The organism is Streptococcus suis, from assembly GCA_022354845.1.
GTDB lineage: Bacteria > Bacillota > Bacilli > Lactobacillales > Streptococcaceae > Streptococcus > Streptococcus suis_AA.
Genome location: CP031970.1, coordinates 145643 through 172634, shown reverse-complemented (window position 1 = coordinate 172634; position 26992 = coordinate 145643). Strand labels below are relative to the sequence as shown.

Annotated in this window: 26 protein-coding genes and 7 pseudogenes; 7 read left to right on the top strand and 26 right to left on the bottom strand. The window is 40.3% G+C overall.

Features of this window, described 5'->3' with window-relative positions; genetic code table 11:
• Positions 1-151: 151 nt before the first annotated feature.
• A complete protein-coding gene (locus tag D2A30_00960; GenBank protein ID ULL20290.1) occupies positions 152-790 on the top strand; it encodes a cysteine hydrolase in 639 nt (212 codons plus the stop codon).
• Here the strand turns inward: D2A30_00960 and D2A30_00955 are convergent.
• Both D2A30_00955 and D2A30_00950 read right to left on the bottom strand, forming a co-directional pair.
• A complete protein-coding gene (locus tag D2A30_00955; protein ULL20289.1) occupies positions 744-2093 on the bottom strand; it encodes a GHKL domain-containing protein in 1350 nt (449 codons plus the stop codon). The genes D2A30_00960 and D2A30_00955 overlap by 47 nt on opposite strands.
• Positions 2094-2096: 3 nt before the next feature.
• Positions 2097-2834 (bottom strand): DNA-binding response regulator, encoded by a 738-nt coding sequence (locus D2A30_00950; protein ID ULL20288.1) that lies wholly within the window; start codon positions 2832-2834, stop codon positions 2097-2099.
• A gap of 143 nt (positions 2835-2977) precedes the next feature.
• Between D2A30_00950 and D2A30_00945 the strand changes: the two genes are divergently transcribed.
• Positions 2978-3361, top strand: a complete 384-nt coding sequence (locus D2A30_00945) for a hypothetical protein (protein ID ULL20287.1) — start codon at positions 2978-2980, stop codon at positions 3359-3361.
• Positions 3362-3474: 113 nt separating this feature from the next.
• Here the strand turns inward: D2A30_00945 and D2A30_00940 are convergent, their stop codons facing one another.
• On the bottom strand, positions 3475-3681 hold the full coding sequence (locus D2A30_00940; GenBank protein ID ULL20286.1) for a hypothetical protein: 207 nt from the start codon (positions 3679-3681) through the stop codon (positions 3475-3477).
• A gap of 47 nt (positions 3682-3728) precedes the next feature.
• On the opposite strand from D2A30_00940, the pseudogene D2A30_00935 reads away from it, so the two are divergent.
• Positions 3729-5080 (top strand): annotated as a pseudogene (locus D2A30_00935) (transposase).
• Positions 5081-5380: 300 nt separating this feature from the next.
• Here D2A30_00935 and D2A30_00930 read toward each other — a convergent pair.
• From D2A30_00930 to D2A30_00875, 12 genes and pseudogenes are all read right to left on the bottom strand, one after another.
• Positions 5381-7096 (bottom strand): ABC transporter ATP-binding protein, encoded by a 1716-nt coding sequence (locus D2A30_00930; GenBank protein ULL20285.1) that lies wholly within the window; start codon positions 7094-7096, stop codon positions 5381-5383.
• Positions 7097-7098: 2 nt separating this feature from the next.
• A complete protein-coding gene (locus D2A30_00925; GenBank protein ULL20284.1) occupies positions 7099-7869 on the bottom strand; it encodes a hypothetical protein in 771 nt (256 codons plus the stop codon).
• A 6-nt stretch (positions 7870-7875) separates the two neighbouring features.
• Entirely contained in the window at positions 7876-8748 is an 873-nt protein-coding gene (locus tag D2A30_00920) for an ABC transporter ATP-binding protein (protein ULL20283.1), read from the bottom strand.
• A complete protein-coding gene (locus D2A30_00915; protein ID ULL20282.1) occupies positions 8741-9169 on the bottom strand; it encodes a hypothetical protein in 429 nt (142 codons plus the stop codon). The genes D2A30_00920 and D2A30_00915 overlap by 8 nt, the downstream gene beginning before the upstream one ends.
• Before the next feature lie 11 nt (positions 9170-9180).
• Positions 9181-9756, bottom strand: coding sequence for a CPBP family intramembrane metalloprotease (locus D2A30_00910; protein ULL21962.1), 576 nt, complete (start codon positions 9754-9756; stop codon positions 9181-9183).
• A gap of 12 nt (positions 9757-9768) precedes the next feature.
• Positions 9769-10509, bottom strand: a complete 741-nt coding sequence (locus D2A30_00905) for an amino acid transporter (GenBank protein ID ULL20281.1) — start codon at positions 10507-10509, stop codon at positions 9769-9771.
• Between the two features lie 1245 nt (positions 10510-11754).
• Complete coding sequence (gene rsmA / locus D2A30_00900) at positions 11755-12627, bottom strand: 16S rRNA (adenine(1518)-N(6)/adenine(1519)-N(6))-dimethyltransferase RsmA (protein ULL20280.1); 873 nt, start codon at positions 12625-12627, stop codon at positions 11755-11757.
• 38 nt (positions 12628-12665) lie between these two features.
• Positions 12666-12918: pseudogene (locus D2A30_00895) on the bottom strand (NUDIX domain-containing protein).
• A gap of 6 nt (positions 12919-12924) precedes the next feature.
• Positions 12925-13089: pseudogene (locus D2A30_00890) on the bottom strand (type II toxin-antitoxin system mRNA interferase toxin, RelE/StbE family).
• A 2-nt stretch (positions 13090-13091) separates the two neighbouring features.
• A pseudogene (locus D2A30_00885) lies at positions 13092-13343 on the bottom strand (toxin-antitoxin system antitoxin subunit).
• Positions 13312-13878: a ribonuclease M5 gene (gene rnmV, locus D2A30_00880; protein ULL20279.1), complete on the bottom strand. Its 567-nt coding sequence runs from the start codon at positions 13876-13878 to the stop codon at positions 13312-13314. The pseudogene D2A30_00885 and the gene rnmV overlap by 32 nt, the downstream one beginning before the upstream one ends.
• Positions 13862-14644 carry a TatD family deoxyribonuclease gene (locus tag D2A30_00875; protein ULL20278.1) on the bottom strand — a complete coding sequence of 261 codons (783 nt, stop codon included), beginning with the start codon at positions 14642-14644 and terminating at the stop codon, positions 13862-13864. Before D2A30_00875 ends, rnmV begins: the two co-directional genes overlap by 17 nt.
• 149 nt (positions 14645-14793) lie before the next feature.
• Between D2A30_00875 and D2A30_00870 the strand changes: the two genes are divergently transcribed.
• A complete protein-coding gene (locus D2A30_00870) occupies positions 14794-15675 on the top strand; it encodes a diacylglycerol kinase family lipid kinase (protein ULL20277.1) in 882 nt (293 codons plus the stop codon).
• 49 nt (positions 15676-15724) lie between these two features.
• Here D2A30_00870 and D2A30_00865 read toward each other — a convergent pair whose 3' ends face one another.
• The 9 genes and pseudogenes from D2A30_00865 to D2A30_00825 form a co-directional block, all read right to left on the bottom strand.
• On the bottom strand, positions 15725-15862 hold the full coding sequence (locus D2A30_00865) for a 50S ribosomal protein L34 (GenBank protein ULL20276.1): 138 nt from the start codon (positions 15860-15862) through the stop codon (positions 15725-15727).
• 221 nt (positions 15863-16083) lie between these two features.
• Positions 16084-17088 carry a protein jag gene (locus tag D2A30_00860; protein ULL20275.1) on the bottom strand — a complete coding sequence of 335 codons (1005 nt, stop codon included), beginning with the start codon at positions 17086-17088 and terminating at the stop codon, positions 16084-16086.
• Positions 17089-17106: 18 nt separating this feature from the next.
• Positions 17107-17919, bottom strand: coding sequence for a protein translocase component YidC (locus D2A30_00855; protein ULL20274.1), 813 nt, complete (start codon positions 17917-17919; stop codon positions 17107-17109).
• Positions 17903-18262 carry a ribonuclease P protein component gene (locus D2A30_00850; protein ULL20273.1) on the bottom strand — a complete coding sequence of 120 codons (360 nt, stop codon included), beginning with the start codon at positions 18260-18262 and terminating at the stop codon, positions 17903-17905. The genes D2A30_00855 and D2A30_00850 overlap by 17 nt, the downstream gene beginning before the upstream one ends.
• Before the next feature lie 70 nt (positions 18263-18332).
• The gene (gene argH, locus D2A30_00845; protein ID ULL20272.1) at positions 18333-19727 is read right to left on the bottom strand and encodes an argininosuccinate lyase; all 1395 of its coding nucleotides are present in this window, start codon (positions 19725-19727) and stop codon (positions 18333-18335) included.
• A 13-nt stretch (positions 19728-19740) separates the two neighbouring features.
• A complete protein-coding gene (locus D2A30_00840; GenBank protein ID ULL20271.1) occupies positions 19741-20934 on the bottom strand; it encodes an argininosuccinate synthase in 1194 nt (397 codons plus the stop codon).
• Between the two features lie 191 nt (positions 20935-21125).
• Positions 21126-21674: a hypothetical protein gene (locus D2A30_00835; GenBank protein ULL20270.1), complete on the bottom strand. Its 549-nt coding sequence runs from the start codon at positions 21672-21674 to the stop codon at positions 21126-21128.
• A gap of 70 nt (positions 21675-21744) precedes the next feature.
• On the bottom strand, positions 21745-22272 hold the full coding sequence (locus D2A30_00830) for a transcription repressor NadR (protein ID ULL20269.1): 528 nt from the start codon (positions 22270-22272) through the stop codon (positions 21745-21747).
• Between the two features lie 103 nt (positions 22273-22375).
• A pseudogene (locus tag D2A30_00825) lies at positions 22376-22758 on the bottom strand (hypothetical protein).
• Positions 22759-22884: 126 nt separating this feature from the next.
• Between D2A30_00825 and D2A30_00820 the strand changes: the two are divergent.
• The 3 genes and pseudogenes from D2A30_00820 to D2A30_00810 all read left to right on the top strand — a co-directional run bounded on the left by D2A30_00820 (position 22885) and on the right by D2A30_00810 (position 24598).
• A pseudogene (locus D2A30_00820) lies at positions 22885-23426 on the top strand (NUDIX hydrolase).
• Positions 23427-23723: 297 nt separating this feature from the next.
• Positions 23724-24089, top strand: coding sequence for a MerR family transcriptional regulator (locus tag D2A30_00815; GenBank protein ID ULL20268.1), 366 nt, complete (start codon positions 23724-23726; stop codon positions 24087-24089).
• The gene (locus D2A30_00810) at positions 24086-24598 is read left to right on the top strand and encodes an adenylate kinase (GenBank protein ULL20267.1); all 513 of its coding nucleotides are present in this window, start codon (positions 24086-24088) and stop codon (positions 24596-24598) included. Before D2A30_00815 ends, D2A30_00810 begins: the two co-directional genes overlap by 4 nt.
• A 40-nt stretch (positions 24599-24638) precedes the next feature.
• Here the strand turns inward: D2A30_00810 and D2A30_00805 are convergent, their stop codons facing one another.
• Together D2A30_00805 and D2A30_00800 are read right to left on the bottom strand one after the other, a co-directional pair.
• On the bottom strand, positions 24639-26093 hold the full coding sequence (locus tag D2A30_00805) for a glutamate--tRNA ligase (protein ULL20266.1): 1455 nt from the start codon (positions 26091-26093) through the stop codon (positions 24639-24641).
• Positions 26094-26481: 388 nt separating this feature from the next.
• A pseudogene (locus D2A30_00800) lies at positions 26482-26913 on the bottom strand (MFS transporter).
• Positions 26914-26992 lie beyond the last annotated feature (79 nt).

Genomic DNA, 26992 nt, shown 5'->3' with positions numbered 1-26992 from the left:
CTCAGAAGTTCCACCCCATATCAACCAAGTAAACGAATTCTATTTCATTATGTGAGCGCGAAGTATGAAAAGCGAGCCAGCACAACCATATTACTTTACTACAACTTTTATCTGTGTTAGAATACCATAAATTTATTTTTTAGGAGTTAAAATGAAAACGGCATTAGTACTAATTGACTTTCAACAAACATTTCGAGATGGGTCTTGGGGTACTTCTAGTAATGATCAGGCCGAAGTCCAGGCAGCTAAGTTACTAAAACATTTTAGACAAAACCAACTACCTATTGTTCATATCCATCATTGGAGCCAGCATCCAGATTCTCGTTTCTATTTTAAATCAAACGGGTTCTCTGCTATTGATATGGTGAAACCGTTGGAAGATGAATTAGTCATAACCAAGACCGTTAACAGTGCTTTTATCGGAACAAGTTTAGAAGCAATTCTCAGAGAACAAAGTGTCAGTCGTTTAATTATTGCCGGTTTGACAACCCCTCATTGTGTATCCACCACCATCCGTATGGCAACAAATTTAGGTTTTTCAGTCACATTAGCAGAAGACGCTACTGCATCATTCCCACTACATGACCATAACAGCAGAATGTTTAGTGCCCAAGAAATCCAAGACTCTACTTTGGCTAGTCTGAACGAAGTCAGGGATAGACAGGGCTTCCCCGCGAATGGAGGGCTGGATGTCAGCCGTCAAAAAATGACAAAAATTTATAGCACTCCTTTTTTACGTCTTGTTATATCGCATTCCCCTTCTTTTCCAGAATATGCAATTCTTGTCTGAATCGGTAATTGGAGCTACTGGTCATGAGGCTAATATGAGGATATTTCCCAAGAATTTCTTTAACATTAGCCAAGCCAATGCCTCTTTCTTGGCCCTTACTAGACTGACCATACTTAAAAATGGACTTGGTATCTATTTTTTCTTTCTCCATGGCATTGTCAATGATTAGAATCGCTTGTCCTCCCTCTTTAAAATAGGCAAATAAAAAACTCGGATGTTCTGCTTCTAAAGAGGCTTCAATGGCATTATCTAAAAAGATAGAAAGCAGGGTAATGAGGTCCAATAATTCCATATTCGGCAAGCCAATCGGCTCAACAATCTCAATGGCCACCTCAATACCGGCATGTCGGGCCTGACCCAGTTTGGCAAACAAGATACTCTTTAAGGCCTCATCCTTGACATTGGCCAAATTTGCCATATTGTATTTGGCATCATAAAATTTTTTATCTGAGTCCTCCAGAATAGATTCATAAATTTGCTTGATCATCGGAAGATCATTATTTTTTATGGATTGAGAAAGGCTGACCAAGATGTTGGTATAATCGTGTCGGAAACTACGAATTTCTCGGTAAAGAGATTCAACATGCTTGCTGTACTCTGCCAAGGATTTTAGTTGCAGCTCCTTTGAGCGGCGTAACTCCTTATCCAGTTGGTCCTTGACCTTAAAATTGATATAAATGATTGCTACTATGAAAAAGAACAGGTAGAAAGGAATGACATCGATATAAAGGCTTACGTTAGGGATTTGGAAGGAAAATTGAGCTTCTCGATTCCAAATCATGATAGGATTGATAGCCAGGCAATAAACCAGAAGAAAGGTATTGATGGCATAGACAATTCTCTTGTAAATCTTATTACCAAACACAATATTGATATTCTCAAAATCTATCCGCATGATGCGAATAAAAAGGAAATAAACAGGTAGGAAGATGAGCAGTGAGACGAGAATAAAGATAAAATCATTGATAGAAACATTCTCATTGAACACTAAAAAATATTTTACTGTAAAAATACCCGTTATTCTCTGGAAAAGATCCACCAAAACATTGGGAATCAGGCCATAAAACAGATACTGGGAAATTTTCCAGTTTGGTCGTAATAGGAAGACAAGGATGAAAAGGAGATAGAATGATTCTACATAAAGGGCAAGCCCTTGTACAAAAAAACTCATTAAAAGAATCACAACTAAAATAGCTGAATCTTTTTTTATTTCCCACTTTAAGCCGCTGATTTTGTGAAATACGAATAACTTAATCAACCAGTCGACTAGAACAATCAAACCACTATATACACTACCTACCATTTGTTACGGATTCTCCACTTTTTCAATCAGGCCCTTTAATTTCAACTTGGAGACAAAACAAGATTCATCACCTTCAAAATAAACCATGTGGTTGGCACGATCAATGCGTACAATATTTTGGGGATTCACGACATAAGCACGATGGCTTTGATAGAGCCGTTCATCAGATTTGGCAATTTCTGATACCTTGCCATAGAATTCCAGTTGTCCTGTCTTGGTATAAAGAATGACCTTATGGACAGTTGTAGATGTCTCAAAGAAGAGGATATCTGAAAAAGGAACCTGAACATGTGAATGCTCGCTTTTAAAGACAAAAGCATCTTCTCCGACTGTGCGCCCCACATTTTCATAGGCATGAACCAAAACCGAAGTAACAGCATCCTGAAACTCCTCCTCAGGCAATCCTTTATCAATGAAGTCCAGCGCTGACACGCGATATTTATAGGTTACTGGCATGAATTCCGAATGAGTGGACACAAAAACAATGACCGCATTGGGGTCTTTTAAACGGATTTCACGCGCAATCTCCATTCCTTTTTGCTCTTCTCCCCTAATCTCTATATCCAGGAAAAATAGCTGATGGTTTCCTTTTTCGGAAATAGTCTCTAGTAATTGGTGGGGCTTCCCATAGATCTCTAGATGCCTGTATTTCAAATTATTTGTGGCTACACTCTGCTTAATGACATTTTCTAAACGAGTTTGTTGCAGATAGTCATCCTCTAATATAAAAATATTTAACATATTATACCTCCCCAAAAAGTAATATGCTCACTTCTGTTACGGATATGTGCCATTCATGATAAAAAAAGGTCCATTCATGACATTGACTCCTCAAATCTCCTATTTTGTATTATACTGTTAGCAAAAAATGGAAAGGAGGAGCAATGATTTATCTCATTCAACCCTTATTTTATAAGTCAGATTTAAAAAAGATGATCCAAGAGTATCTCAAACGAAGTTACCCAAATCATTATTTAACGACTTCTCAACATGTAAATTTTCCCATACCCAATCACATAAACCTATTCTTTGTCATTTATGATTCAAGATTAGAAGATTGGGATGGTATTCAACAATCAAAAGCTATTCGTTCTAGGCCCAATGGATATTTAGACCACATTATTTTAGTTTCGAATCAACTCAATTACGCGGCTTTTTTTAGAACCCATCTTCGCTTTCTAGGAATTATCAGTAGTGAAGAGTTGGACAAAAATGAAATCATGCAATACATTGATGAATATCTTTCTTATCAACATAAAAATCGCTAAAACACAAGATGGAGCGTTTTCATCTTTTTTTTATTACTTCTTATCATAACACAACATCACCAAGTCTTCAATTTAAAGGAGGTATTTCATGGTTGCAATTGTTTCAAAAGATGTCAGAATAACGTGATTCTACCGCCATCAATTGAGATACAAAAACAATGAGGCTGGGCTTTCTGCCTAGCCTCTCTTCTTAGAGTTCGGGGTTGCATTTTGACACAGCGGGGGCGAGTAGATGAACTTTTTGGCTCTATAATTTCTGTAGTGGGTAAAACTACCATGGAAATTATGGAGCCTTTTTGAGTATATACAAAAAGTCCCATATGACCTATAATGAAAAGCGACTAAACAACTCATTAGAAAGACTCATATGGAACAACTAAATCTTATCACAAATTTTCTCAGAATTAAAGACAAAAATATCACTATTACTGATGAATATGATATGGGAACTCACTTAGAACTCCACGGTCACTTGGACTACACAGCCCCTAAATGCCCAAAATGCAAGTGACAAATGGCTAAGTACGACTACCAGAAAGCCTCAAAAATCCCCTACCTAGAAACAGCTGGCTATCCCTTACTTATCCGCCTTAGAAAGCGTCGGTTCAAGTGTAAAGAATGTGGGAAAATGGCGGTCGCTGAAACTCCTCTTGTCAAGAAAAACCACCAAATCTCTGTCGCTGTTAACCAGAAAATCGCACAATTACTCATCGAAAATCAAGCAATGAAACATATTGCACACAGGCTATCTATCTCAACATCATCAGTTATAAGAAAGCTAAATGAGTTCAAGTTTGAAACGGATTGGAATACCTTACCTGAGGTGATGAGCTGGGAGTCAAACAGTCTGGGGATAGACTGTTTGAGCTGCCTTCAAGAAGGGGAAAATGAGCTTCATCGCTCAAGATTTCGACTCCCTAAATATCATCGCCATTCTCGACGGAAGAACTCAAGCAACCATCCGAAACCACTTTCTACGCTATCCTAGAAAGGTTAGAAAACGGGTCAAAGTGATTACCATGGATATGTTTAGTCCCTATTATCAACTTGCTAACCCCTTCGCTATTCTATTTCTGAGCTCAGGCTGAAACAGTCTATTCCCAGACTGTTTCACTCCCCAATGCAAAAATTGTACTCGATCGCTTTCATATCGTGCAACACCTTAGTCGTGCTATGAACCGTGTCCGTATTCAAATTATGAATCAATTCGACAGAAAATCGCAGGAATACCGAGCCTTGAAACGTTACTGGAAATTGATACAACAAGATAGCCGTAAACTCAGCGATAAACGATTTTATCGACCTATGTTTCGAATGCATTTGACTAACAAGGAAATACTCGAAAAACTCCTGTCTTTCTCCGAGGAACTACGACAACACTATGAACTCTATCAGCTTCTCTTATTTCATTTCCAAGAGAAGAACTCAGACCATTTCTTTGACCTCATCGAACAGGAAATAGCCATCGTTAATCCTATTTTCCAGACGGTATTGAAGACATTTTTAAAGGATAAAGACAAGGTTTTAAACGCCATGGAATTGCCTTATTCCAACGCCAAACTGGAAGCTACCAATAATCTCATCAAAGTCATTAAGAGAAATGCCTTTGGTTTCAGGAACTTTGAAAACTTTAAAAAACGGATTTTGATTGCATTGAACAGTGAAAAGGGCTGGGGAGAGCCCTTTTCAGCTTATCTCCTAAAAACAAAAAAGAGATAAAGAAAGAGAGAGCGAAGTTCGTCCTCTCTAGGTGTTAGCTTTTCATCTACCCACTACAGTTGACAAAGAGCCAACTTTTTTTCGACTTGTCGAGTTCTTTCCCGCTCCAATTTTTCGCTCTATACTCTAAAACTAGCCTGTAGCCTGTTGCAGAAATCAAAAGATTACCGATTAACTCTGTTTGGAATGAACCAAAATCACAGAAATAAAAAAGTTTCCTGTGCGATACAAGAAACTAAGCATATTGATGTTTCTAACTATCCCTGTCTTGAGACGGTTCCTATCTCAGATTAACTGTTTTTAACCTGCTGCTTGTAATTCAGACAAGAAATGATTGTAAAGATGGTTCCGTTGGATTAACTGCTGGTGTTTTCCAAAGTCTGAAACAGAGCCATTCTTATTTAAGACCAATATATAGTCTGCCTCTCTAACCGTATTTAAGCGATGAGCAATCGTCAAGCGGGTTTTTCCTGCTGTAAACTTATCAATTGCTTTACTAATAATGCTTTCCGTAACACTATCGAGACTAGCTGTTACCTCGTCTAACAGATAGATAGGATGATCGACCATAAAGGCCCTCGCAATGTTGAAGCGCTGTTTTTGACCTTCAGAAAGGCCTGTACCACTATCTGAAATTTTAGTATCAATTCCCTTTTCTAATTCATTCACCAACTTGGTCAGATCCAGTTGTTCTAAAATTTCATACAAGCGCTCCTCAGACACTCCGCTATTTTTTCCATACAGTAAATTTTCGCGTAAGGTCCCATGGAACAGAGTATTGTCTTGGGGGATGTAGGAAATCATTTGACGTACTTGACTAGGCGATAAATCTTTCAACTCCTGTTGACCAATTTGGATACTGCCTTGATAGTCCTGGTAGAATTTCATCAACAAAGAAAAGATTGTCGATTTTCCAGAACCACTCGGCCCAACAATCGCAACATGTTTCCCAGAAGGGATTTGAACAGATAAGTCGTTCAATATACGTTCTGTATCATAGGCAAATTGAACACCTGACATGCGAATGGCTGCACTCTCGATACTAGAGTAATCCTTGCCATCATCTTCTTTAGCCAATTTCAAGACTTCCATTAAGCGGTTTGAAACGCTTCTGAACTCGCTTATTTCGGTCATGGCATCCGAAACATCTGAGATGGGATCAATGAGCTGGGTAATATAAAGGATAAAGGTCGTTAATGAACTCATCGTCATTGTTCCTCTAGCCACCTCGCCTCCAGCCAGGACAAGAATCAAGATAATAAACCCCATCATCAAGCTACTAATCAGTGTATTTTGGAAAGAAGACCAGCCAATAATCTTTTTATAATTTGATGTCAGATGATCAAAAGATTTCCCCATATCTCTTGCCTCACTATGCTCTCCGCGAAAGGCTTTCATGAGACGAATATGGACAAACTTATGACTAATGCGGCTCGAAATTTCTCCGACCCCAGTCTGGTAGTCATTATAGTAAGCCTCCAAATGAGCGTTGATGGGCACGATAACCAATAACAAAACCGGAACAATCAATAAACTAATGAAGGTCATTGACGAACTGATCATAAATAAGAAATAAATGGATCCAACAATGACGATAACGTTTAATAATAAATTTGGAACAACTACTGTCATAAAATTCAAGACGATCGACATATCGTTCGTCAATCGACTGGCTAAGTCTCCAGACTGATAAGCATCCAATTCCTGAACAGACGCCTTTAAAAGATGATCATAGATATGTTTCTGAATTTTATTTAAGGCCTGACTGCCACAGGTCCCTACCAAGTAGGAAGAGACCGCTCGAATCACATAAACAGACACGAAGAATAGGACCATCCCAGTTAACAGAAGCGGCTGGGAGGCTATCTCTGTTAAAAAAGTGATATCTAATAATTTACCAATCACCTGTGGCAACAAGAGGCCTAAACTGGTTCCTAACAAGCTTAAGATGAAACCGACAATGAATTTCGGTTTATTAAGAAAGCCGATGAGCAACTTGAACAATGGGTTTGTCATCCTTAAAACTCCAAATTTTTAAATGTTCTGATACTAAAGTAATTGCAAAAGACAGTATACAAACTAGTAATGGCTACTGACCCCACCAAAGGAATCCAAACGTCACTGACACTTTTGAAAAACTGATTGTAACCATTTGGGAAAATCATCGCAACTGGTCCTCCGATAATGGATGTGATTGTCATGGCTATTGACAAGGCGATAGATACCCCCATCGTCGCTCCCGTTCCGAAACGTAAAGAGAGGTAGGCTGCGGCGGCGATGGAAAAAATACCTTTCAGGAAAATGACGAGCATGCTGATCCCTGCATAGATGGTGGAATAGAGATCGTCTGATCCGAGACGACTGCTGCCAAAGTCCATGTTGACGACACGAGTATAGTGAACAAATAGTGTCACGATAAAGAATAATACAAAGTAGAGCACTAAAATCAGTGCAAGACTGAAAAACTTCGTTAGGAAGATTGACCGACGATTGATGTCCTTGTATAAAAACATGGTGTGGTCATCAGTCTCACGCTTAAACACAGAGATTGTCAAGAAATAGAGGGCCAATGTTGGTAACATCATGGCATCAACCGAATTGAGCATCATATCCGCAAAATCAATATAGCCAACCTGAGAACCGCTACCAACATTGATCTGCATGAAATTGGAAGAGTCAAAGAAGGATGCAACAAAGTAGATCAAGGGATAGAGGGCGAAGACTAGGAATATCTTCGTCTCTTTCCGCTTCCATACTGATTCGAATACTGCTGAAAAAATGCCATTCATACTGTTTTATCCTTTCATAAATACCTCTTTAAGGTGATTTTCCTTGATTTCAATACCATTAATGAGATGGTTGTTACCAAGCGTTGCCCAAAGTTGATTCAAGCTATCCTTATCTGTAACAGTTGAAATTTCAAGGTCCTGTTCTCTAAGTTTTACATTTTCTGATAAGAAGGGTTGCAAGAAGTCAAGGTCAATACCTGGAGTAAGTTTTACAATGACACTCTGTGCTTCTTGTCCTGCAAAGGACTCGGCTAACTGTCCACCATCAATGTAAACATACCGTTCACAAAGAGCTTCCAACTCTCCCAATTGGTGACTAGAGATGAGCATGGAGATTTGGCGTTCACTAGACCATTTTTTGAGGATATCAATGAGTTTTTGAACCCCGATTGGATCCAAACCAACGAATGGTTCGTCGAGAATAAGGAAGTCCGGTTCAGCAACCATGGCGATAGCCAATGCTGTTCTTTGTTTCATCCCGAAGGAAAAACCTTTTGGTTTACGATTGCGAGCATCCCAGAGTTCGACAATTTTCAAGGTAGGTTCAATATTGGAGTACAGTTCTTGTTTGCCATGTAGCTTGAGGTAGAATTTTAAATTATCCACAACAGACATTTCTGGATAAAAGACTGGATCGATCATAATTCCGAAATCATCCAGAACATTATCACGACCATTGATATCCTCACCTTTATAGGTAATCTTGCCCGCAGTTGGTTTTAAGGATTTTGCCATCAATTTCATAAGGGTTGATTTACCGGCACCATTTTTACCAATCAAACCGACAATTTCTCCCTTTTTAATCTCCATGCTAACATCCTTGAGAGAGTAAAAATCATTACCAGCGAATTTTTTTGAAATGTTTTCAACCTTAAGCATGTTGAACTCCTCTATTTTTTGAAAGCGATGCTTTTGAGATAAAATATGTTGCGAGTGAGATTCCGAAGAAAACCAAGGAAACGAAGATCAGTTGAGATGCATCCAGTGGTGTCGTTGTAATTTCCAAAATGATACTGCTGTTGGCAACATTGTTTGCTTCAACAAATTTAGACCATGCCCCTGAAGATAGGGATAGGGAAACAAAACCAACATAGAATAGCACCGTGAGAATTGGACTAACCAAACTTGCGATCAATTTCTGTGTGTCGTTCTTTTGCATCTTGGTCACTAGAAAATTCAGTATCAATGGGAATATATAGACCAACAAAGCGAAAGCCGGAGCCGATAAGGCCAGTAAGAATTGAGAACCAGCGAAAGCGAGTACAGCGTAAATCATTGCAGCGATAAGTAATAATGTCATGATGTGACCTCCTAAAAATAAATTTGTGAAATGACTAAATTGTAAAGCCAGTGACCAGCAATTGCATACTGAAGTCCAAAGCGACTAGCCAATAATGAGAAGATTATTCCTGCTGGTGTCCGAATCAATAGATTATCCATGAATGGATAATTCAAGTGAAGAACAAAGCCAAACAAGAGAGAAGTGATAATAATGGTTGGCCAATACTGATAATGCTTGCGCAGAATCTTATAGAGGACAAAGCGGAAAAGAAATTCTTCACAGGCTGAGATAATCATTTGTTGGAAATATTCATTGCTCTTTATAAAGAAAAGATTGGCAATGAAAATCAAAACTGCTATCAACAAGTAGGATTTCCAACTAAAGTGAATATCATATTCGTTGGAGTAGAGAGAATTTTTTTGTGCTATCAGATGTGGTATGACAATGAACCCCAAAGGCATGAAACAAATGATTGCCAGTAAGTAAGAGAGTTCCAAGTGATTTCCGGAACTAAAGAAAATCATCGATGTTCCAAACACATAGATTATCGAAGCAATCAGGACCAAGCCTATCGCAATAAAGATCTGTTTTATATTTGATGCCAACATGACTCCCTCCTAAAACTCTACTTTTTTAAACTTCTGTAAGCCTTTTATGTAGCAGACTCCCAAGTATAGAAGAAATAGAACCACTATGAGAAGAAGGGCTGTCCCAAGATTCGAATGACTCATTTCCACATACCCACTTGGGAATAAATATCGGATTCCAATCAACATGGGAGAAACGGTTACCAGCAAGGTAAAGAAGACTCCTGACAAGACAGACTGGATTGTCTTTGAACTGATGGATATCATCGCCACCAATACAATCGTAATTAAATTGAGGGTCACAGTTGATAAAATGGAAACTAGTGACTGTCCACCATCTGCCACTTGCGCTGGAAATAGATTACTTGAAACATCTCCACTTGGAACCATCAGGACGTAGTAGGCCAATAAACTTGCCACCATAGTTCCCAAGACATACAAACCATAGATGGCAAACAAACTTAAGATTTTGGCATTAAATATTTTTGTTCGATTGATATCCTTATAGAGAAACATGATTCCGGAATCAATTTCATCTCTAAAAACAGATGTAATAACGAGTGAAAAAATCATAATCGGCAGGATGACACGATACTGGGTGACCAAAGTCAGATCTAAGAAGGTCAGAAAACTTTGACCAAAGTTATCCCGAGCTCCATCCATTGTCTGAGATAAAAACGGTACTAAAATCGGTAAAATAATGAAACCGAAAAATATTTTGACATCTCTCCGGCTTGCGACGGATTTTAAAATTGAAGTAAATAACATCATCGTCATTTGTCCTTTTCTATTTTTATCAATAAGATAGGGTATAACATATTACATTTAAACCCCATCTTATTGATAGTTAACCTCTCCTTCAGTTAACTATCAATAACGTTTTACTAGAATGAATGACGGCCACGGGTGTATGTGTATGAAAAGATACCGAGGTTAATTGTGTTGCGTCTGGTTTGTTTTTTCATGGGAAACTCCTTTTATGTGTTTTCTTTTTCAATCTATTGTGACTCCGCTCAATCCAACTTAGAATGAGTGACGGCCACGGGTGTATGTGTATGAAAAGATACCGAGGTTAATTGTGTTGCGTTTGGTTTGTTTTTTCATGGGAAACTCCTTTTATGTGTTTTCTTTTTCAATCTATTGTGACTTCGCTCAATCCAACTTAGAATGAGTGACGGCCACGGGTGTATGTGTATGAAAAGATACCGAGGTTAATTGTGTTGCGTCTGGTTTGTTTTTTCATGGGAAACTCCTTTTATGTGTTTTCTTTTTCAATCTATTGTGACTCCGCTCAATCCAACTTAGAATGAGTGACGGCCACGGGTGTATGTGTATGAAAAGATACCGAGGTTAATTGTGTTGCGTTTGGTTTGTTTTTTCATGGGGCATTCCTCCTTTTTTTTTGCTCAGTTTTTCAACCAAAATTTCTTATTTTTGGATATTGGAGGTTCTTGCCAGATTGAATCATCCGCAACAATTACTGCTGTCATTTAAAAGTCCTCCTTATTTTGTCAACTATCTAGTAAGCAATTTTATACTCTAATTGTTTTGCATCCATCTCTTGGAAAATTTTTATTTCCAGTTTTAGCAGTCATAAATGTCCTCCTTATTATATTTTTTGGCGATTTTCTTGTGTTCTTCGCCTTTACATGAACAAGTATAACCCAGACAAAATTTAAAAAAATCACTTTATAATGAATAGCCATTATTTTGTAATGAATGGGATATGCACATAAAGAAAAAGACAATCCTACGATTGTCCCAGAACGTAGACAAACTCCTAAAAATATTAAAAATTGAAGAAGTTTGCGAAAGACAGCAAGTCATTAAACTCTTAGAAACATTGATATTTCGGCGTTTCTGATAGTTTTTTATTTTCAACATAAAGAAAAAAGATTGAAGAAAATTGTCCAAAAAGGACTTTTTCTTCAATCTGAGACAATCCTACGATTGTCCCTATTCAATAGTTTTTTGTCAAAAACACTCTAGTTTCAGCATATAGTGCAGATTGTTTTCTTATAACCCCACTTCTTTCAGACTATCCGCCAAACGTGCGAAGTCAACCATAGAAAGTGCTTCTCCACGGACACTGGCTTCCAGCTCTGCCATGCCAAGTGCCTGCGTCAGCTTATCCTTGACTTCTTCAGACTTACCGAAATGGTTGGTCAGGTTGTTCCACAGGGTCTTACGACGGTGCACAAAGCTGGCCTTGGACACTCGGAAGAAGAAATCTTCGTCCTTGACGTTCACCAGGGGTTGCTCGCGGCGGACCATTTTGAGAATGGCGGAGTCCACGTTTGGTGCGGGCACAAAGACGGTGCGAGGCACGATGAAGGCCACCTTGGCAGTCAGGTAGTACTGGACCGCAATGGACAGGCTGCCGTAAGCCTTGGTGTTTGGCTCGGCAGAAATACGGTCGGCCACCTCCCGCTGCATCATGACCACGAACTCGCTGAAGGGAATCTTGCTCTCAATCAGGTGCATGAGGATAGGGGTGGTGATGTAGTAGGGCAGGTTGGCCACGACCTTGATGGGCAGGTCAGGATTCTTGAAATTCTGAATCTGGGTCTGCAGGTCGGTCTTGAGGATATCTTGATTGATCACGGTCACATTGTCAAAGCGACCCAAGGTATCCGCCAAAATCGGAATCAGGCGGTGGTCAATCTCAAAGGCCATGACCTCAGCGGCACTCTCTGCCAAAAATTCAGTCAGTGCTCCGATTCCAGGACCAATCTCGATAACATTGACATTCTGGTCAATCTCTGCCGTGTCCACAATCTTCTGTAAAATATTGGTATCGGTCAAAAAGTTCTGACCGAAGGATTTCTTAAAGGTAAACCCGTGGCGTTCAAGGACGGCACGAGTAACGTTTTTGTCTGCGATTCTCATGTGTGTTCTTTCTTGTTTTTTTATTTCTAGGCAAACTTCAGATAGCGATAGTGATCTGTTGGATCCGTCCAGTTTTGAATGCCACAAAGCTCGAGATTAGATACCGTCAAACCCGTTTCTTCCTTGATTTCGCGAATGACGGAGGAAATAATACTCTCTCCACATTCGACATGGCCCCCCAGGGAAAGTCACACCAGGCCACTTTTCAGATTTTCTATCCTGGACCAATACCCGCCGACCGTCTGTAATCATACACATATTGGTTAGGATGACTTGCTCTGTCCTACTCATACACTCTCACTTCAACAACTTAACATAATCACTCTTGGTCGCAAAAAGGTGAACAACTCGAAGTTCATTTTTCACTACGCGATAGAGAGCAATGTAGTCTTTTCCAATGACGTAGCCTCGGGTCAGATGAAGCGGGTCTATCTGCTTACCAAAACGGTTATCGGCGTTAAAACTCAAATTCCATGCTTCTCTTTGACACGCTCTAGACCGATTCCTCGACCCGCCTCAATAGTTTGCTGATTTTCCTGCATTTCCTTCTGAAGCTGTAAAAACTACTCTTCTTCTGTCAGAATTAGCAACTCATTTTTTACAGCAATGTTTTGTAAAATTAGATTGAAGCTAGCAGTCAAATCCAGCTGGTTCATAGCAAATACTTCCTTGCCTGTTTCCAATTCACTCATACTCCCCCATCGCCTCCTCGACATCCGCCAAACTTATCCCGAACAAGTTTAGGCGTTTGAGCAGTTGCTTGCCGTTGCAATAGCCGATGCGGAGCTTCTCTCCCAGATATTCCCTCCGCTTGCGACTGTCGCTGCCCATAAGCAAGCCTAGGCGCATCAAATCGGACTTGGTGATGTCAAAGTTATGTTCATCATCGTAGTAACCACGCACGCCTGCGAGAGCTTTTTCCAAGTCCTCAAAGCTGGCGTGCTCAATGCCCAAGGACCGCCCTTTTGTTTTGGATTGGGGCCGAGCCTCGTCCCGCTGTAAAAAGGCGTGTTTGACCGTGGGAATAGCCTGCATAATGATTTTTCGAATCCGCTCGCCATTGTAGTCTGGGTCAGTAAAGACAATGACACCACGCAGGTCATGGAGTTTCTCTATGCGTTCCAAGTCATCGTCTGATATGGCAGAACCTCTGGTTTCGTAGGTATCCACCTCGTAAAACCGTTTGAGGTTTGCTGTATCGTCCTTGCCCTCGACAACTATGACTTCTTGTATCTTAATTTTCTGAGTCAATTCTGAACAAGCTCCTTGCATTCTCGTAAGTCGCTTTCGCCACTTCTTCGACCGACTGGTTGCGAAGCTGGGCCAGCATTTCCACCACATAGCGGGTGTAGCCAGTGCGATTTTCCCGACCCCGCTTTGGAACTGGGGCCAGGTAAGGTGCATCTGTTTCGACCAGGATTTTTTCTAGGGGCAATGCTTGCGCCGCTTCCTGGAGTTCGACAGCTTTTTTGAAGGTCACGACTCCCGAGAAGGAGATGTGCATCCCCAGGTCTATGAAAGCTTGAGCCTCCTCCAGCGTGCCAGAGAAGGAATGCATGATCCCTCCGCGCGGACCGACGCCGACTTCCTTAATGATCTGGTAAGTATCTTCCAAAGCATCACGAGTATGAACCACAAAGGGTAAATCCAACTGCTTGGCCAACTCCATCTGACGTTTAAAGACGCGTGCCTGGGTTTCCTTGTCAGCCGTCATCCAGTAGTAATCCAGTCCAATTTCCCCCAGGGCAATGACCTTGGAATGTTTAAGAGCCTTGAGTAGATAACGTTCAACTTCTTCATCATAGGTGCCAGCCTCTGTCGGATGCCATCCCAATGTTAGATAAATTTCAGGGTGCTGGTCAGCTAGCTCCATAGCCTTGACAATGGTTGCTCGGTCAAAACCAACCACATTGTGGAGGGTAACCCCCATCTCCTTGGCAAAGTCTAGCTCTTCTTGGACCCGTCCGTCAAACTGTTCAACATTGAGATGTGTGTGTGTATCAAAAATAGTTACCATTCTCTTTTTTATAAGCTCCTCTTTCAAACTACTAAGTAGTATACCATTTTTCCACCTGTACGTTAACTAATAAGGAAGCGGTTAGTTGCATCTGCTATGTAAAAAATTGTATAATAAATAATATCATAAAAATCAGTAGGAGAATCGCTATGAAAAACGCCTTGTTAGTTGTTAATCCTAGTTCTGGTGGTGAAAAAGCACCAGAGTTCCAAAAACAGGCCCTTGAGAAATTAAAAGCCTATTTCGATTATGTTGAGGTAAAAGAAACCAAAAAAGCTGGTGATGCGACTCGCTTTACTAAAGAGGCTGCCCAGAAACAGTTCGATAGCGTGATTGTTATGGGTGGTGATGGCACTGTAAATGAAGGAATTAGCGGAATCGCCAATGAACCACACCGACCACATTTTGGATTTTTCCCGCTTGGTACAGTAAATGATTTAGCCAGAGCATTAGGTATTCCTTTAGATCCAACAACAGCCATTGCTCAATTTGATCCTTCTCGGAAGCGCCTCCTTGATATAGGCCAGGTCAATGATAGTTTCTTTATGAATGTCGCCGCAATTGGAGCCATCCCACAAGGAATCAACGATGTAGCCCCAGAAGAAAAGACACGATTTGGTAAGTTGGCATATTTTATCAATGGTATAAAAGAACTAGTTAATAACCAGAGCTATCAATTTAAAATAGAGTTGAATAGCGCTTCAAAAACCATCACTTCTTCAACGCTGATTATCGGTTTAACCAATTCAATAGGTGGATTTGAGACACTCCTGCCGAATGCCAAGGTAGATGATGGCTTACTTCACTTAGTTTATCTAAAAGATAGTCATTTTCTGGATACAGTATCCGCCATCCCTCAATTAATGAACGGTGTCACGGAAGACACAACAAGTCTTGGTTATGAAACCTTCACAGAAGGGAAAATTTCAGTCATTGATGGTGATTTGCAAATCAATATTGACGGTGACGAAGGAGACCATCTTCCTATTCATGTCAAAGTACTCCCTTCTCACATTTCCATTTACTATTAAGAAAGAAAAACCAGCAGACTCGAGTTTCTGCTGGTTTCTTGTTCATCAATTACGCTACAGCAAGCACTTTACGTCCCTTACGGCGACGAGCTGCTAACACACGACGGCCATTTTTTGTTGCCATACGGTTACGGAAACCGTGTTTACGTGCGCGACGGATTTTACTTGGTTGAAAAGTACGTTTCACGATGAATACCTCCTCTAGATTTTCGTATTCGTTTAGCCGGCTAGTTTTGATCAGTTACTAAACATACCAATCTATTTTATAAGAAATTAAACCATTTGTCAAGGTGTTCTGACTGACTTTTTACCAAGAATCCAAAAATCAGCCTATCCGAACAAATATTTTTCTTCATAATTTAATAAAAAAGAGAGGAACACTTCATCCTCTCTTTAAACATCTGATAATTAATCACGATTTCCTTCGATATCTACGACAACGTATCGATTCGGCTCGCTACCTTCTGAATAGCTTGTCAATCCATCCATTTTTGAAATGATGCGATGGATTATTTTGCGCTCATTACTAGACATAGGATCTGTATGATAAGCTTCTTGCTCGGTTATCACACGCTCTGCCAGTTTTTGAGCATATCCCTGTAGTACCTCTGCACGGTGCTCTACATAGTCATTAACGTTAATTGTAATATAAAAATTACGCTCATATCGATTATATAAGAAGTTTTGTGCCAAAAGTTGCAAAGCTTTTAATACTTTTCCATGATATCCAATGACACGTCCAGGTTCGTTTGTGTCGACTTGAATGTTAATGGTTCGTCTATTGTGACTTGTCTCGATGCGAGCCTCTACATCCATATCATCCAATATTTCTTGAACATATTCTGACACTTCAGCTACAACTTGTTCAATGTCATACTGTGATTCCACCTTAATATCAATATCAGCAAATTCAGAAGTTGATTCACTTTGATTTGTGGTAGCAGGTTGGTCTTGAATTGTTTCATCGACAAACTGATCCGCAGATGATGGATGAAGCAGCTCTTCTGGTAAAATCTCAATACGACCTGTCTCTTCCAGAATTGTAGTTGCCTCTTTTTCATTTTTCAAAATCTGAGCCTTGATATCATCTTCGAGCGTTTGGCCAGATTTTTCAAATTCTTTAACAGCTGCAACAACTTTTCCTAGGTCAATTGTCGCTTCTGAGATACTTTTAACCGGCTCATTCAACTCATTAATTTCAGTTGGAACTCCACGAACAGCTTTTTGATTAGCTTTCACTACCGTTGTCTCATTGATTACATAAATGTCAACAATAGCTGGCTTTTTCCCAAAACCGAAGAAACCTTTTTTCTCACGCGCAACTACAGTAATATGTGCTCTCTTCCGAGGAATATTTAACTCTACCAAGCCATTTTGAATAGCTTCTTCAACACTTGATCCTGTAAATTTCATTTTCTCTCTCCTAGAATCCTATTTCTTTTTCTTGGCCTTTTTTTGAGCCTTTCGCTTCTTAGACTGAAGTTCTTTCTCCACATCAATTTTGGCTTGACGCTCCGCTATTATTTTGAACGGATTATTAAATACTAAAGTTTGAACCACTTGATAAGCATTTGATACAGTCCAGTACAAGGATACCCCGCTCGCAGCCGGCAAAGCAAAGAGAAAAATCATGACTGGCATGGCAAAAGTCATAACTGTCATAGCCATATTTTTTTCAATTGCAGACTTGTTGGTCAACCATGTGCTGAGGAATGTGAAACCAGCAGCCAGAACAGGCAAGACAAAAATCGGATCAGGTTCCCCGAGATTTAACCAAAGAAAATGACCAACTTTTAAGGCTTCAACGCGTGTTAGAGCTTGGAAAAGAGCCAATAAGATTGGCATTTGAATGAGAAGCGGAATCATAGACGATCTCATACTAACGCCGTTCTCTTTATAGAGTGCCTGTGTTGCTTCATAAAGTTGTTGGCGACTCTCCATATCTGTTCCTGGATATTCAGCCTGTAGCGCTTTCAACTTCGGTTGCAACTCTTGCATCTTTCGCGAAGAATTAATCTGTATTTGGAACAAAGGCAATAACAGGGTCCTAATCAAAATAGTAAATAGGATAATCCCTATTCCAATTTGACCGTTGATGGACAAGAATTGGATGACACTAGCGAACCAATAGATTAACTGGTCCCATGCACCAGACGACTGGCTAGTTACTGGACCTGTCCCACAGGCTGTCAATACAAACAGGGACGTGGCGAGTAAACCAACCCACTTAGCTTTCTTTTTCAATCTCAACACCTTCCTGATAAAGTTTGGCAAGTTTTAAAACATGGAGAAGATTTTTCTTAATATCCTGATAGTTTAATTCTTCAACACCCTTGCGAGCAATGACAACAAAATCATTCGTTACAAGTTGTTCCTGATGCTCAATAAGAACATGTCGAATTTTTCTCTTAATCTTATTCCGCGTGACAGCGTTTCCTAATTTTTTACTGACAGAAAGCCCTACTCGGAAATGCGGTTGTTCTTTCGCTAGCCAATAGACTACAAATCGACGATTTGCCACATTATTTCCTTTGGTGAAAATGTCATTAAAATCTCGTTCACGCTTGACACGATAGCTTTTTCTCAAACTCTCACTCCATCTTTCAAAATTACTACTATTATACCATAAAATTCAAAAAAGCCAATAAACATCACGTTTAGAGGCCTTTTGAAGCTGATAATTGCTCTTTTGCTTGCTGAATTTGCCAGCGAATGGATTCAAAACCGGTTCCTCCAAGCGAATTCCTTCGTGAAACTGCCGTTTGAGACTCTAAAGCTGTATATATATCCGGTCCAATAATCGATGAAATTTCCTGATAACGTTCTAAAGGAACATCCTGTAAATAGTACCCAGCTTTACTACATTCCAAGACCAGTTTTCCAACAATCTCATGCGCCTGACGAAACGGTAGACCCTTGCTAGCCAAGTAATCCGCCAACTCTGTAGCATTCGAAAAGTCCTTCTCAGTTGATTGAGCCATTCTTTCCTTATGAACTGTCATAGATTGTAGCATTCCTGCCAAAATATCAATAGATACCAAAATGGTTTCCGCGCTATCAAACATTCCCTCTTTGTCTTCCTGCAAATCCTTGTTATAGGTCAACGGTAAGGATTTCATGACTGTCAACATTCCGACCAAATTTCCATAAACTCTACCTGTTTTCCCTCGAATCAGCTCAGCCATATCTGGATTTTTTTTCTGAGGCATAATGGAAGAACCTGTTGAAAAGGTATCCGATAAAGTAACGAATTTGTATTCATGTGAGCACCAATTAATGATTTCCTCACAGAGACGAGACATATGCATCATCAAAATGCTCGCATTTGATAAGAATTCTAAGATAAAATCCCTATCTGATACAGCATCTAAGGAATTTGTATAGGGATGAGAAAACCCCATTAAATCCGAAGTTAGTTGACGGTCGATTGGAAATGTAGTTCCTGCCAATGCTGCCGCGCCAAGTGGAGATATATCTGTATGCTGAATGTTGAATGCAAAACGCTCACTGTCACGGCTGAACATATTGTAATAGGCCAACATATGTTGAGCAAAACTAATTGGCTGAGCATGCTGTAAGTGGGTATAGCCCGGCATAACCGTCTCGATATGCTCTTGTGCAAGATTAACCAATGTCTGGCGTAGATTGGTCAATTTATCTACTACTTGAAACAAGGTATCCTTCAAATAGAGGTGCATATCTGTTGCAACTTGATCATTACGAGAACGTGCCGTATGCAATTTCCCTGCCACTGACCCGATCTTCTCAGTCAGGAGACTTTCGATATTCATGTGAATATCTTCGTTTCGAATATCAAATACTAGTTTTCCAGCTTCATAGTCATTCAGAAGCTCTTCCAGACCAGCCTGTATAGACTGAGCTTCTTCAAGACTAATAACACCTGTTGCCCCAAGCATTTGTACATGAGCTAATGACCCTTGAATATCATACTTAGCCAGTTTTTGATCAAAGCGAATGGAGGCACCGAATTCTTCAACCCATTCCTCAAGACTGGCCTCAAAACGACCACCCCATAGCTTCTTTGCTTCCATAAGCTCCTACTTTCTAGTTCTTTTTATGAATTTCTGCATTAACTTTGGTTGGTAATCCCCAAAGCTTGATGAAACCAACTGCAGCATCTTGATCAAATGTATCAGCACTTGTATAAGTTGCCAAATCTTCATCATATAGAGAATTTGGTGATTTTCTGGCAACTACTTTCGCTGATCCTTTATACAATTTCACTTTTGCGGTTCCATTCACGACTGATTGAGTTGCTTGCAGATAAGCTTTCAATGCCTGTGTTGCAGGGTTGAACCACAAACCATTGTAAATCAGATTCGAGAGTTCATTAGATACAATTGGCTTGAAATGAGATACTTCACGCACTAGGGTCAAATCTTCAATTTCCTTATGAGCTGTTAAAAGAGTAATGGCTCCGGGACACTCATAAATTTCACGTGATTTGATCCCAACTAACCGGTTTTCAACATGGTCAATTCGTCCAACACCATGCTTACCAGCAATCTCATTGAGTTGTTGAATGAGATTGGCAAGGCTGAGCGTTTCTCCATTAATAGCAACTGGGACACCAGCCTTAAATTCGATTTCTACATACTCAGGAAGATCTGGTGCATTTTCTGGAGAAGTAGTGATTCCAAAAGCATCTTCTGGTGCTTCATTCCATGGATTTTCTAATACACCACATTCATTAGCCCGGCCCCAAAGATTTTGGTCAACTGAATAAGGGCTATTCAAATCTGCTGGAACTGGAACACCATTTTCCTTGGCAAATAGGATTTCCTCTTCACGCGCCCACTTCCATTCACGAACAGGTGCTACAACTTTCAAAGTTGGATCCAAAGCCGCAATCGCTACTTCAAACCGTACCTGGTCATTTCCCTTCCCTGTACAACCATGAGCGATGGTCGTTGCACCAGTCTTGTGCGCCATCTCCACTAACTTTTTAGAAATCAGTGGGCGACTAAGTGCTGATACTAGTGGGTATTTTTGTTCATAATATGCATGAGCTTGTAGGGCAGGCAAAACGTATTCTTGAGCAAATTCTTCTTTCACATCCAAAACATGCGATTCAATTGCACCGATGGAAAGGGCCTTGTCATGAATAAATTGGAGATTTTTCCCTTCACCAACATCCATACAAACCGCAATGACATCATAGTCTTTTTTCAACCATGCAATCGCAACTGAAGTATCCAGACCACCTGAATAAGCTAGGATTAATTTTTCTTTCGTCATAAACATTCTCATTTCTATTTAAATTAGCAAATAAAACTTAGTGACTATTATAGTGTATATTTATACTTTTTGCAACATATTTATACACATTTTTATAAAAAATTGAATAAACCTCGTACATTTACAGAAAAAACAAGAAAAAGCCAGAGAATTTTCTCCGACTTCTAGACTATATTTTATCTCAACTCATATTAAGGTTGATAAATTTTCCGTTCTTTCAAGATTTTCCAAAAATAATATGCCAAACTAAAATCGAGCAATCCATGAAGTGCAGAACCTAGACCAACTAAGCCAAGCATAGTCATCCAATAAGTATCTGAAGTCTGCCCGCCCGAAGTCAGGACCATGACCACAATATACTCCCCTAAGCCATGAAGTAGATTGAGACCAATCCCTAATAGGAAGAAACGTTTAGTGTCCATAAAACTTGGAAATCGTTTTATTAAAAAAGCTCCCAGAGTAAGAAAAATCAAGTGGGTTAATGCACGAAATACGATTACAATAGGAAATCCTGCTAAAAAGAAGCCTAGACTGGAGCCCAATGCTACCAATATGGCCGTTGCTGGTGAAATAAACATTGCAATAAACAACGGAATATGACTAGCAAGTGTGTAGGATGCTGGACCAATAACAATTTTAATCGGCATCATCAATGGAATCAAAATAGCAAATGCAGTAAGAATCGCACTAATGGAAAGCTGCTTGACGGAACTTTTAGATGATAGTGTTAATTGGGACATAAGGAACCTCTCTTTCTATAGGTTCGATTATAAACCAAAACATTACAGGTGTCAAGACACCTGTAATGTTTTATTGATTTTCTAGCAAAATTCCTGCAGCCTTTAATACCAAAGAAAGTTCTTGGTAGGCTTGAACCGAGGGAAATGAGACAGTATGAGTATGAACTCCTTCTGTTAAATTACTCAATAGCACTCCTTTATAATGACTCAAATCATCTAAAAAACGGTCCCGATCTTCAAAACTGGTAATATTTAGTTTGCCAGATAAGAGACCGTAAATAGGATGTTCAATTTCGACATCAAGGATTTGAGCTCCTCCCTCTAATAAGATAGTCAACTCTTTTTCAACATCTTCTGGTCCATGTTGACAAGCTATTTTACGAATATAAGCTCCTTCAAGAGGCGCCAGAGAAGACTGCAGTAGGTAGCCTCTCGGAGTCGCCAAAACCAGATCCCCCTCTGCTCTAAGCAAGGCTATATCTCCCACAATCACCTGACGGCTCACTCCAAATTCTTTTGCTAGGTAATTCGCTGAAAGTGGTTGAGATGTTTCCTGTAAAAGTGATAAAATGTGCTTTCGTCTTTCTATTGCTTTCATGTGGTCTCCCCTCTACTTTCTTTCATTATACCAAAAACCGAGCAAATTCATTCCTGTCTAATAGAAAAAACAGAAACTGCAACTCAGTCCCTGTTACATCTTATTAATCTAATAAGGCTTGAATAGATTCGATATCTAGACGCTTCATTGTCATTACTGCAGCATTCACAGCCTTAATCTGTTCTGGGATAGCCGAATCGTATGCCTCCATCAAGATACGTGGCACAATCTGCCAAGAAATCCCAAACTGATCCTTGGCCCAACCACAAATTTCTGCTTCTGGAGCTGCCGACACTGTTTCATACCAACTATCCGCTTCTTCCTGACTATCCACATAGACCATTAGCGAAAAGGCCTCGTTGAATGAAGCTTCGCCTCCGTAACCGTGTAGGTCCAGTCAATCTTGCCTCCGAAGAGTTCTACATAGAAAGCTACCGTTTCTTTTGCCTCTGTATCGTACCAGAGATGAGGAATAATAGTTTGTATCGATTTCTCCTTTGAATTACTAGGCTTAGTATAGCATTAGTCCGTACAAAAATCAAAACATGTTGCTTTGCACTTCACTTATAGATGTGCTATACTGAATAACTACAAAATTGACAGGAGAATGAAATGGAAACTTGGAACGCCTACACAGCCGACGGCCAACTGACCGACCACACCCTCACATGCGGAGAACCTATCCCCCACGGCCTCTACCACCTAGTCGTCGAGTGCATCATCCGCCACCGCGACGGCAGCACCCTCTTCATGAAGCGCGACAGCGCCAAGCTCTCCTACCCTGACTATTATGAAGCGACAGCAGGAGGCTCGGCCTTGTTTGGGGAAATAGCAGAGCAGGCCATATTACGCGAAGTCCGCGAAGAGACAGGCATTGAGCTGACAGCTGACCAACTCCGCCACCATACACACTTTATCGCCCATGACGACCAGTGCATTTTCCACTGCTACTGGGCCGAAACCAATTGGGACAAAGCTGCTATCCAACTCCAAGCCGACGAAACCAGCAATTATATCTGGATCCCACAGGAAGATTTAAAAGACTTTTTAGAAACAGAACTGGTTATCCCAAGGAGAAGGTTTATGTGGAGAGGTTGTTTTTAGAACAAAAACAGGGCAAGAGCGAAAATGAAACTCAGTACAACATGAGATAAAAAGTGACTGAGTCGATTTCTCCCAAAAAGAATGCGACCACCTAAAACCCGTACACAGCAAGCCAAGATTAGACCTAAGATACATCCCAAAACTGTCTGCCAGCCCAACAAACTGAGCAACACTGGGCAGGCATATAAAATCAGTAACCAGCTAGGAAGTTGCTTGCGATATACCCAAGCAGATAGCGGTAATAGCCCCAAATAAAGCACAATCAACCATTTAACAACAATAATCATATAGAACTCCTTTCCCCATCAATGTATCATGAGGGGGTAAGGCACTGTCAAGAGGACATTATGAAAACAGGACAAGTTATGCAACAATTTGGTATCAAACGCGATACGCTTCGTTTCTACACCGAACAGGGATTGCTACAACCTCAGCTGGTTAACGGTAACTACTACTGGAACGAAGAAGAAATCAACAACCTAGAAAATATACTAGGACTTCGCCAGTTAGGCCTATCTGTGAAAGCTATTATCCGTATCAAAGACCTTCACGACACCAAATGCGGCAGTCTCGAACAGCTAAAAGAAAACAAACAGGTCATACTGGATGAAATTGCCGACCGTGATAAACAAATCCTCCTGCTCCAAGAACAGAAGGAAAATCTAGAAAATTTACTCCAGCAGATTAATAACAAACTAGAGGAAAGCCAATGATTTTATTGCTAACTGGTGCCAGTCACACTGGTAAAACAACCGCCGCTCAAACCATATTGGAAAAACAACACATCAACTATCTTTCTATTGACCATCTGAAAATGGGCTTAATACGTAGTGGTCAAACCAAACTGACAGTCGAAGATGACAAGGAGTTGACAGACTACTTATGGCCCATTGTTGTCGAAATCATCAAAACAGCTATTGAAAATCAACAAAACCTCGTGGTTGAAGGCTGCTACATTCCATTCGATTGGCAGAAGGATTTAGAAGCTAAATATCTCTCCCACATTCGCTATACTTGTCTGATTTTCTCAGAAAACTATATCAAGGAGCATTTTTCAACCATCAAAGCCTTTGCCAACATCACCGAAAAGAGAATAGATGACTCTTGGGCGACTGAGGAACTGCTCCTGCAAGATAACGCTTATTATTTAGAAAACTGTGAGAAATATAACCTCAACTATATTCTGATTGATCAAGAATACGATATTAATCCACTCATATAACAAAATCCCCGCTGTCACAGGACATCGGGGATTATTTACCTTACAAAGATTTCAACATATTCTCAATATGCTGGATAGATTTCTCACGGCCGAGCAGGTAAATAGTATTTGGCAACTCTGGTCCATGCATTTCACCCGAAACGGCGATACGGATTGGCATGAAGAGGTTTTTGCCCTTGATACCTGTTTCTTTTTGGACTGCCTTGATTTGTAGGAAAATATTGCCTGGTTGGAAATCTTCGTCTGTCATGGCTTCCAATTTTTCCTTGAAGGCATTTAAAACAGTCGGAACAGTTTCTCCCGCCATCACTTCTCTTTCTTCCTCTGTCAATTCTGGGAAATCAGAGAAGAAAAGGTCTGTCAAACCCACAATTTCATCTGCAGAAGATAATTGTGGCTTGTAAAGTTCCACTAATTTCTCTGCCTTATCTGTCAAGCGACCTGCTTCTTCCAAGAATGGTTTGGCAAGGTTGAAAATAGTTTCTAAATCAGCATTTTTGATGTACTCATTGCTCATCCAGTCCATTTTCTTTTGGTCAAAGGCTGCTGGTGACTTGCTGAGGCGTTTTTCATCGAAGAGTTGGATAAATTGCTCACGAGAGAAGATTTCCTCTTCACCACCCGGGTTCCAACCCAAGAGACCGATAAAGTTGAAGACAGCTTCAGGCATGTAACCCTTACGACGGTAATCTTCGATAAACTGAAGGGTGTTGGTATCACGTTTGGACAGTTTTTTACCAGTTTCAGAATTGATAATCAAGGTCATGTGACCAAACTCTGGTGCTTCCCAACCAAGTGCTTCGTAGACCATGAGTTGCTTAGGTGTATTTGCAATGTGGTCATCCCCACGGATAACGTGAGAAATGCCCATCAAATGATCGTCAATGACAACGGCAAAGTTATAGGTTGGGTAACCGTCGCGTTTCTGGATAACCCAGTCACCACCGATATTACCACCTTCGAACTCGATTTCGCCCTTAACCATGTCATTCCACTTGTAAATACCAGCTTCGTTGACAGCCAAGCGAACAGTCGGGAAAATGCCAGCCGCCTCACGCTCTGCGATGTAGGCTGTTTTTTCATCTTCAGACATACCCAGGTATTCATTGATGTAGCGAGGTGTTTCGCCCGCAGCTTCTTGACGCTCACGCTCCGCTACCAATTCTTCTTCTGTCACGTAAGACTTGTAGGCCTTGCCTTCTGCCAAGAGCTGATCAACATACTTTTGGTAAATATCCAAACGCTCTGATTGACGGTATTGCTCATGAGTTTCTGGACTCTCATCCCAATCAATACCCAACCAACGCAGGTTTTCAAGCTGAGAGCGCTCTCCGTCTTCCACATGACGTTTACGGTCAGTGTCTTCAATACGAATAAGGAAAGTACCGCCGTGATGGCGGGCAAAAAGATAGTTAAACAATGCTGTACGGGCATTTCCGATATGTAAAAGCCCAGTTGGACTTGGTGCATAACGCACACGAATTGGTTTAGTCATGATTCTCTCCTGTAAAATTTCATACTCAAAAAATCAAAATCAAACGAACTTCAACTATCTGGGTGATAGTTAAAGGTGGGAATAAAATAATCCAGTGGAGTAAAGCAGCTCAGGGAACTGGTTCAGCCGGTCACCTATAAACAAGTAAACGATCATAGAAGCCCAAACTTACAATTGGGAGTCAAGAGACTGCTTCTAGTCGAATTCTTTCCCACTCTGTCAACCATGGTGTAGATTAACCCGCTACTTTTTCTTTTCAAGTAGCAGTCTGACAAGCTCAACTAGGGCTTGTCCCTCATCAAGTCAACTATGCCTGAATTTGATTTTCGCAGAGTAACAATCAAGAACATTATAGCACAGATATGAGTAAGAAAACAGAAAAATCAGCCTATACAGACTGATTTTGAGGTGTTTTTTGATTTCTGATAAGCCAGTAGATAACATATAAGGCTAAAAAGCCACTTGCACTCAAGAAAATCCAGCTAATCTGATCAACTGATAATAGCAAGACTAAACCAGATACAACCAGCCGAAATAGAGCTTGACCCGACATGAAGTAGGTGGAAACACCACCTCCTATAGTTCCCAACTGCTCCTCTGGCATGGAATTGACAAATTTTGCATTAAATTTTGGACCACTTGCTCCGAAACCAATTCCCATAGTCGCTAAAAAGAATAGGTTGAGAGGCAATTGGTGAGTCAACATCCCTACAAATACCCCCAATAGAGAAAAAGTAGCTGCCACTTCAAGCGTAACCATGCTGGTCTTTTTGAACAAGGTAAAGACCAAAGAGGACCCCAAAATATTTCCCGCAAAGAATGATAACTTCAACCTGATCTAAGCTGTCATCAAATTCAATCCTAACTTTCATAAACCCTCCTTTACTTTTGATACTCCT

Bases quoted from the DNA above. Each gene is read 5' to 3' on its own strand.
- argH (ULL20272.1), bottom strand. From the start codon at position 19,727: ATGGAAGCAAAGAAGCTATGGGGTGGTCGTTTTGAGGCCAGTCTTGAG.
- D2A30_00810 (ULL20267.1), top strand. From the start codon at position 24,086: ATGATTTTATTGCTAACTGGTGCCAGTCACACTGGTAAAACAACCGCC.
- D2A30_00930 (ULL20285.1), bottom strand. From the start codon at position 7,096: ATGACAAACCCATTGTTCAAGTTGCTCATCGGCTTTCTTAATAAACCG.
- D2A30_00955 (ULL20289.1), bottom strand. From the start codon at position 2,093: ATGGTAGGTAGTGTATATAGTGGTTTGATTGTTCTAGTCGACTGGTTG.
- D2A30_00940 (ULL20286.1), bottom strand. From the start codon at position 3,681: ATGGGACTTTTTGTATATACTCAAAAAGGCTCCATAATTTCCATGGTA.
- D2A30_00835 (ULL20270.1), bottom strand. From the start codon at position 21,674: ATGTCCCAATTAACACTATCATCTAAAAGTTCCGTCAAGCAGCTTTCC.
- D2A30_00905 (ULL20281.1), bottom strand. From the start codon at position 10,509: ATGATGTTATTTACTTCAATTTTAAAATCCGTCGCAAGCCGGAGAGAT.
- D2A30_00950 (ULL20288.1), bottom strand. From the start codon at position 2,834: ATGTTAAATATTTTTATATTAGAGGATGACTATCTGCAACAAACTCGT.
- D2A30_00945 (ULL20287.1), top strand. From the start codon at position 2,978: ATGATTTATCTCATTCAACCCTTATTTTATAAGTCAGATTTAAAAAAG.
- D2A30_00960 (ULL20290.1), top strand. From the start codon at position 152: ATGAAAACGGCATTAGTACTAATTGACTTTCAACAAACATTTCGAGAT.
- D2A30_00920 (ULL20283.1), bottom strand. From the start codon at position 8,748: ATGCTTAAGGTTGAAAACATTTCAAAAAAATTCGCTGGTAATGATTTT.
- D2A30_00870 (ULL20277.1), top strand. From the start codon at position 14,794: ATGAAAAACGCCTTGTTAGTTGTTAATCCTAGTTCTGGTGGTGAAAAA.
- D2A30_00860 (ULL20275.1), bottom strand. From the start codon at position 17,088: ATGAAATTTACAGGATCAAGTGTTGAAGAAGCTATTCAAAATGGCTTG.
- D2A30_00925 (ULL20284.1), bottom strand. From the start codon at position 7,869: ATGAATGGCATTTTTTCAGCAGTATTCGAATCAGTATGGAAGCGGAAA.
- D2A30_00815 (ULL20268.1), top strand. From the start codon at position 23,724: ATGAAAACAGGACAAGTTATGCAACAATTTGGTATCAAACGCGATACG.
- D2A30_00875 (ULL20278.1), bottom strand. From the start codon at position 14,644: ATGGTAACTATTTTTGATACACACACACATCTCAATGTTGAACAGTTT.
- D2A30_00915 (ULL20282.1), bottom strand. From the start codon at position 9,169: ATGACATTATTACTTATCGCTGCAATGATTTACGCTGTACTCGCTTTC.
- D2A30_00805 (ULL20266.1), bottom strand. From the start codon at position 26,093: ATGACTAAACCAATTCGTGTGCGTTATGCACCAAGTCCAACTGGGCTT.
- D2A30_00840 (ULL20271.1), bottom strand. From the start codon at position 20,934: ATGACGAAAGAAAAATTAATCCTAGCTTATTCAGGTGGTCTGGATACT.
- rsmA (ULL20280.1), bottom strand. From the start codon at position 12,627: ATGAGAATCGCAGACAAAAACGTTACTCGTGCCGTCCTTGAACGCCAC.
- D2A30_00830 (ULL20269.1), bottom strand. From the start codon at position 22,272: ATGAAAGCAATAGAAAGACGAAAGCACATTTTATCACTTTTACAGGAA.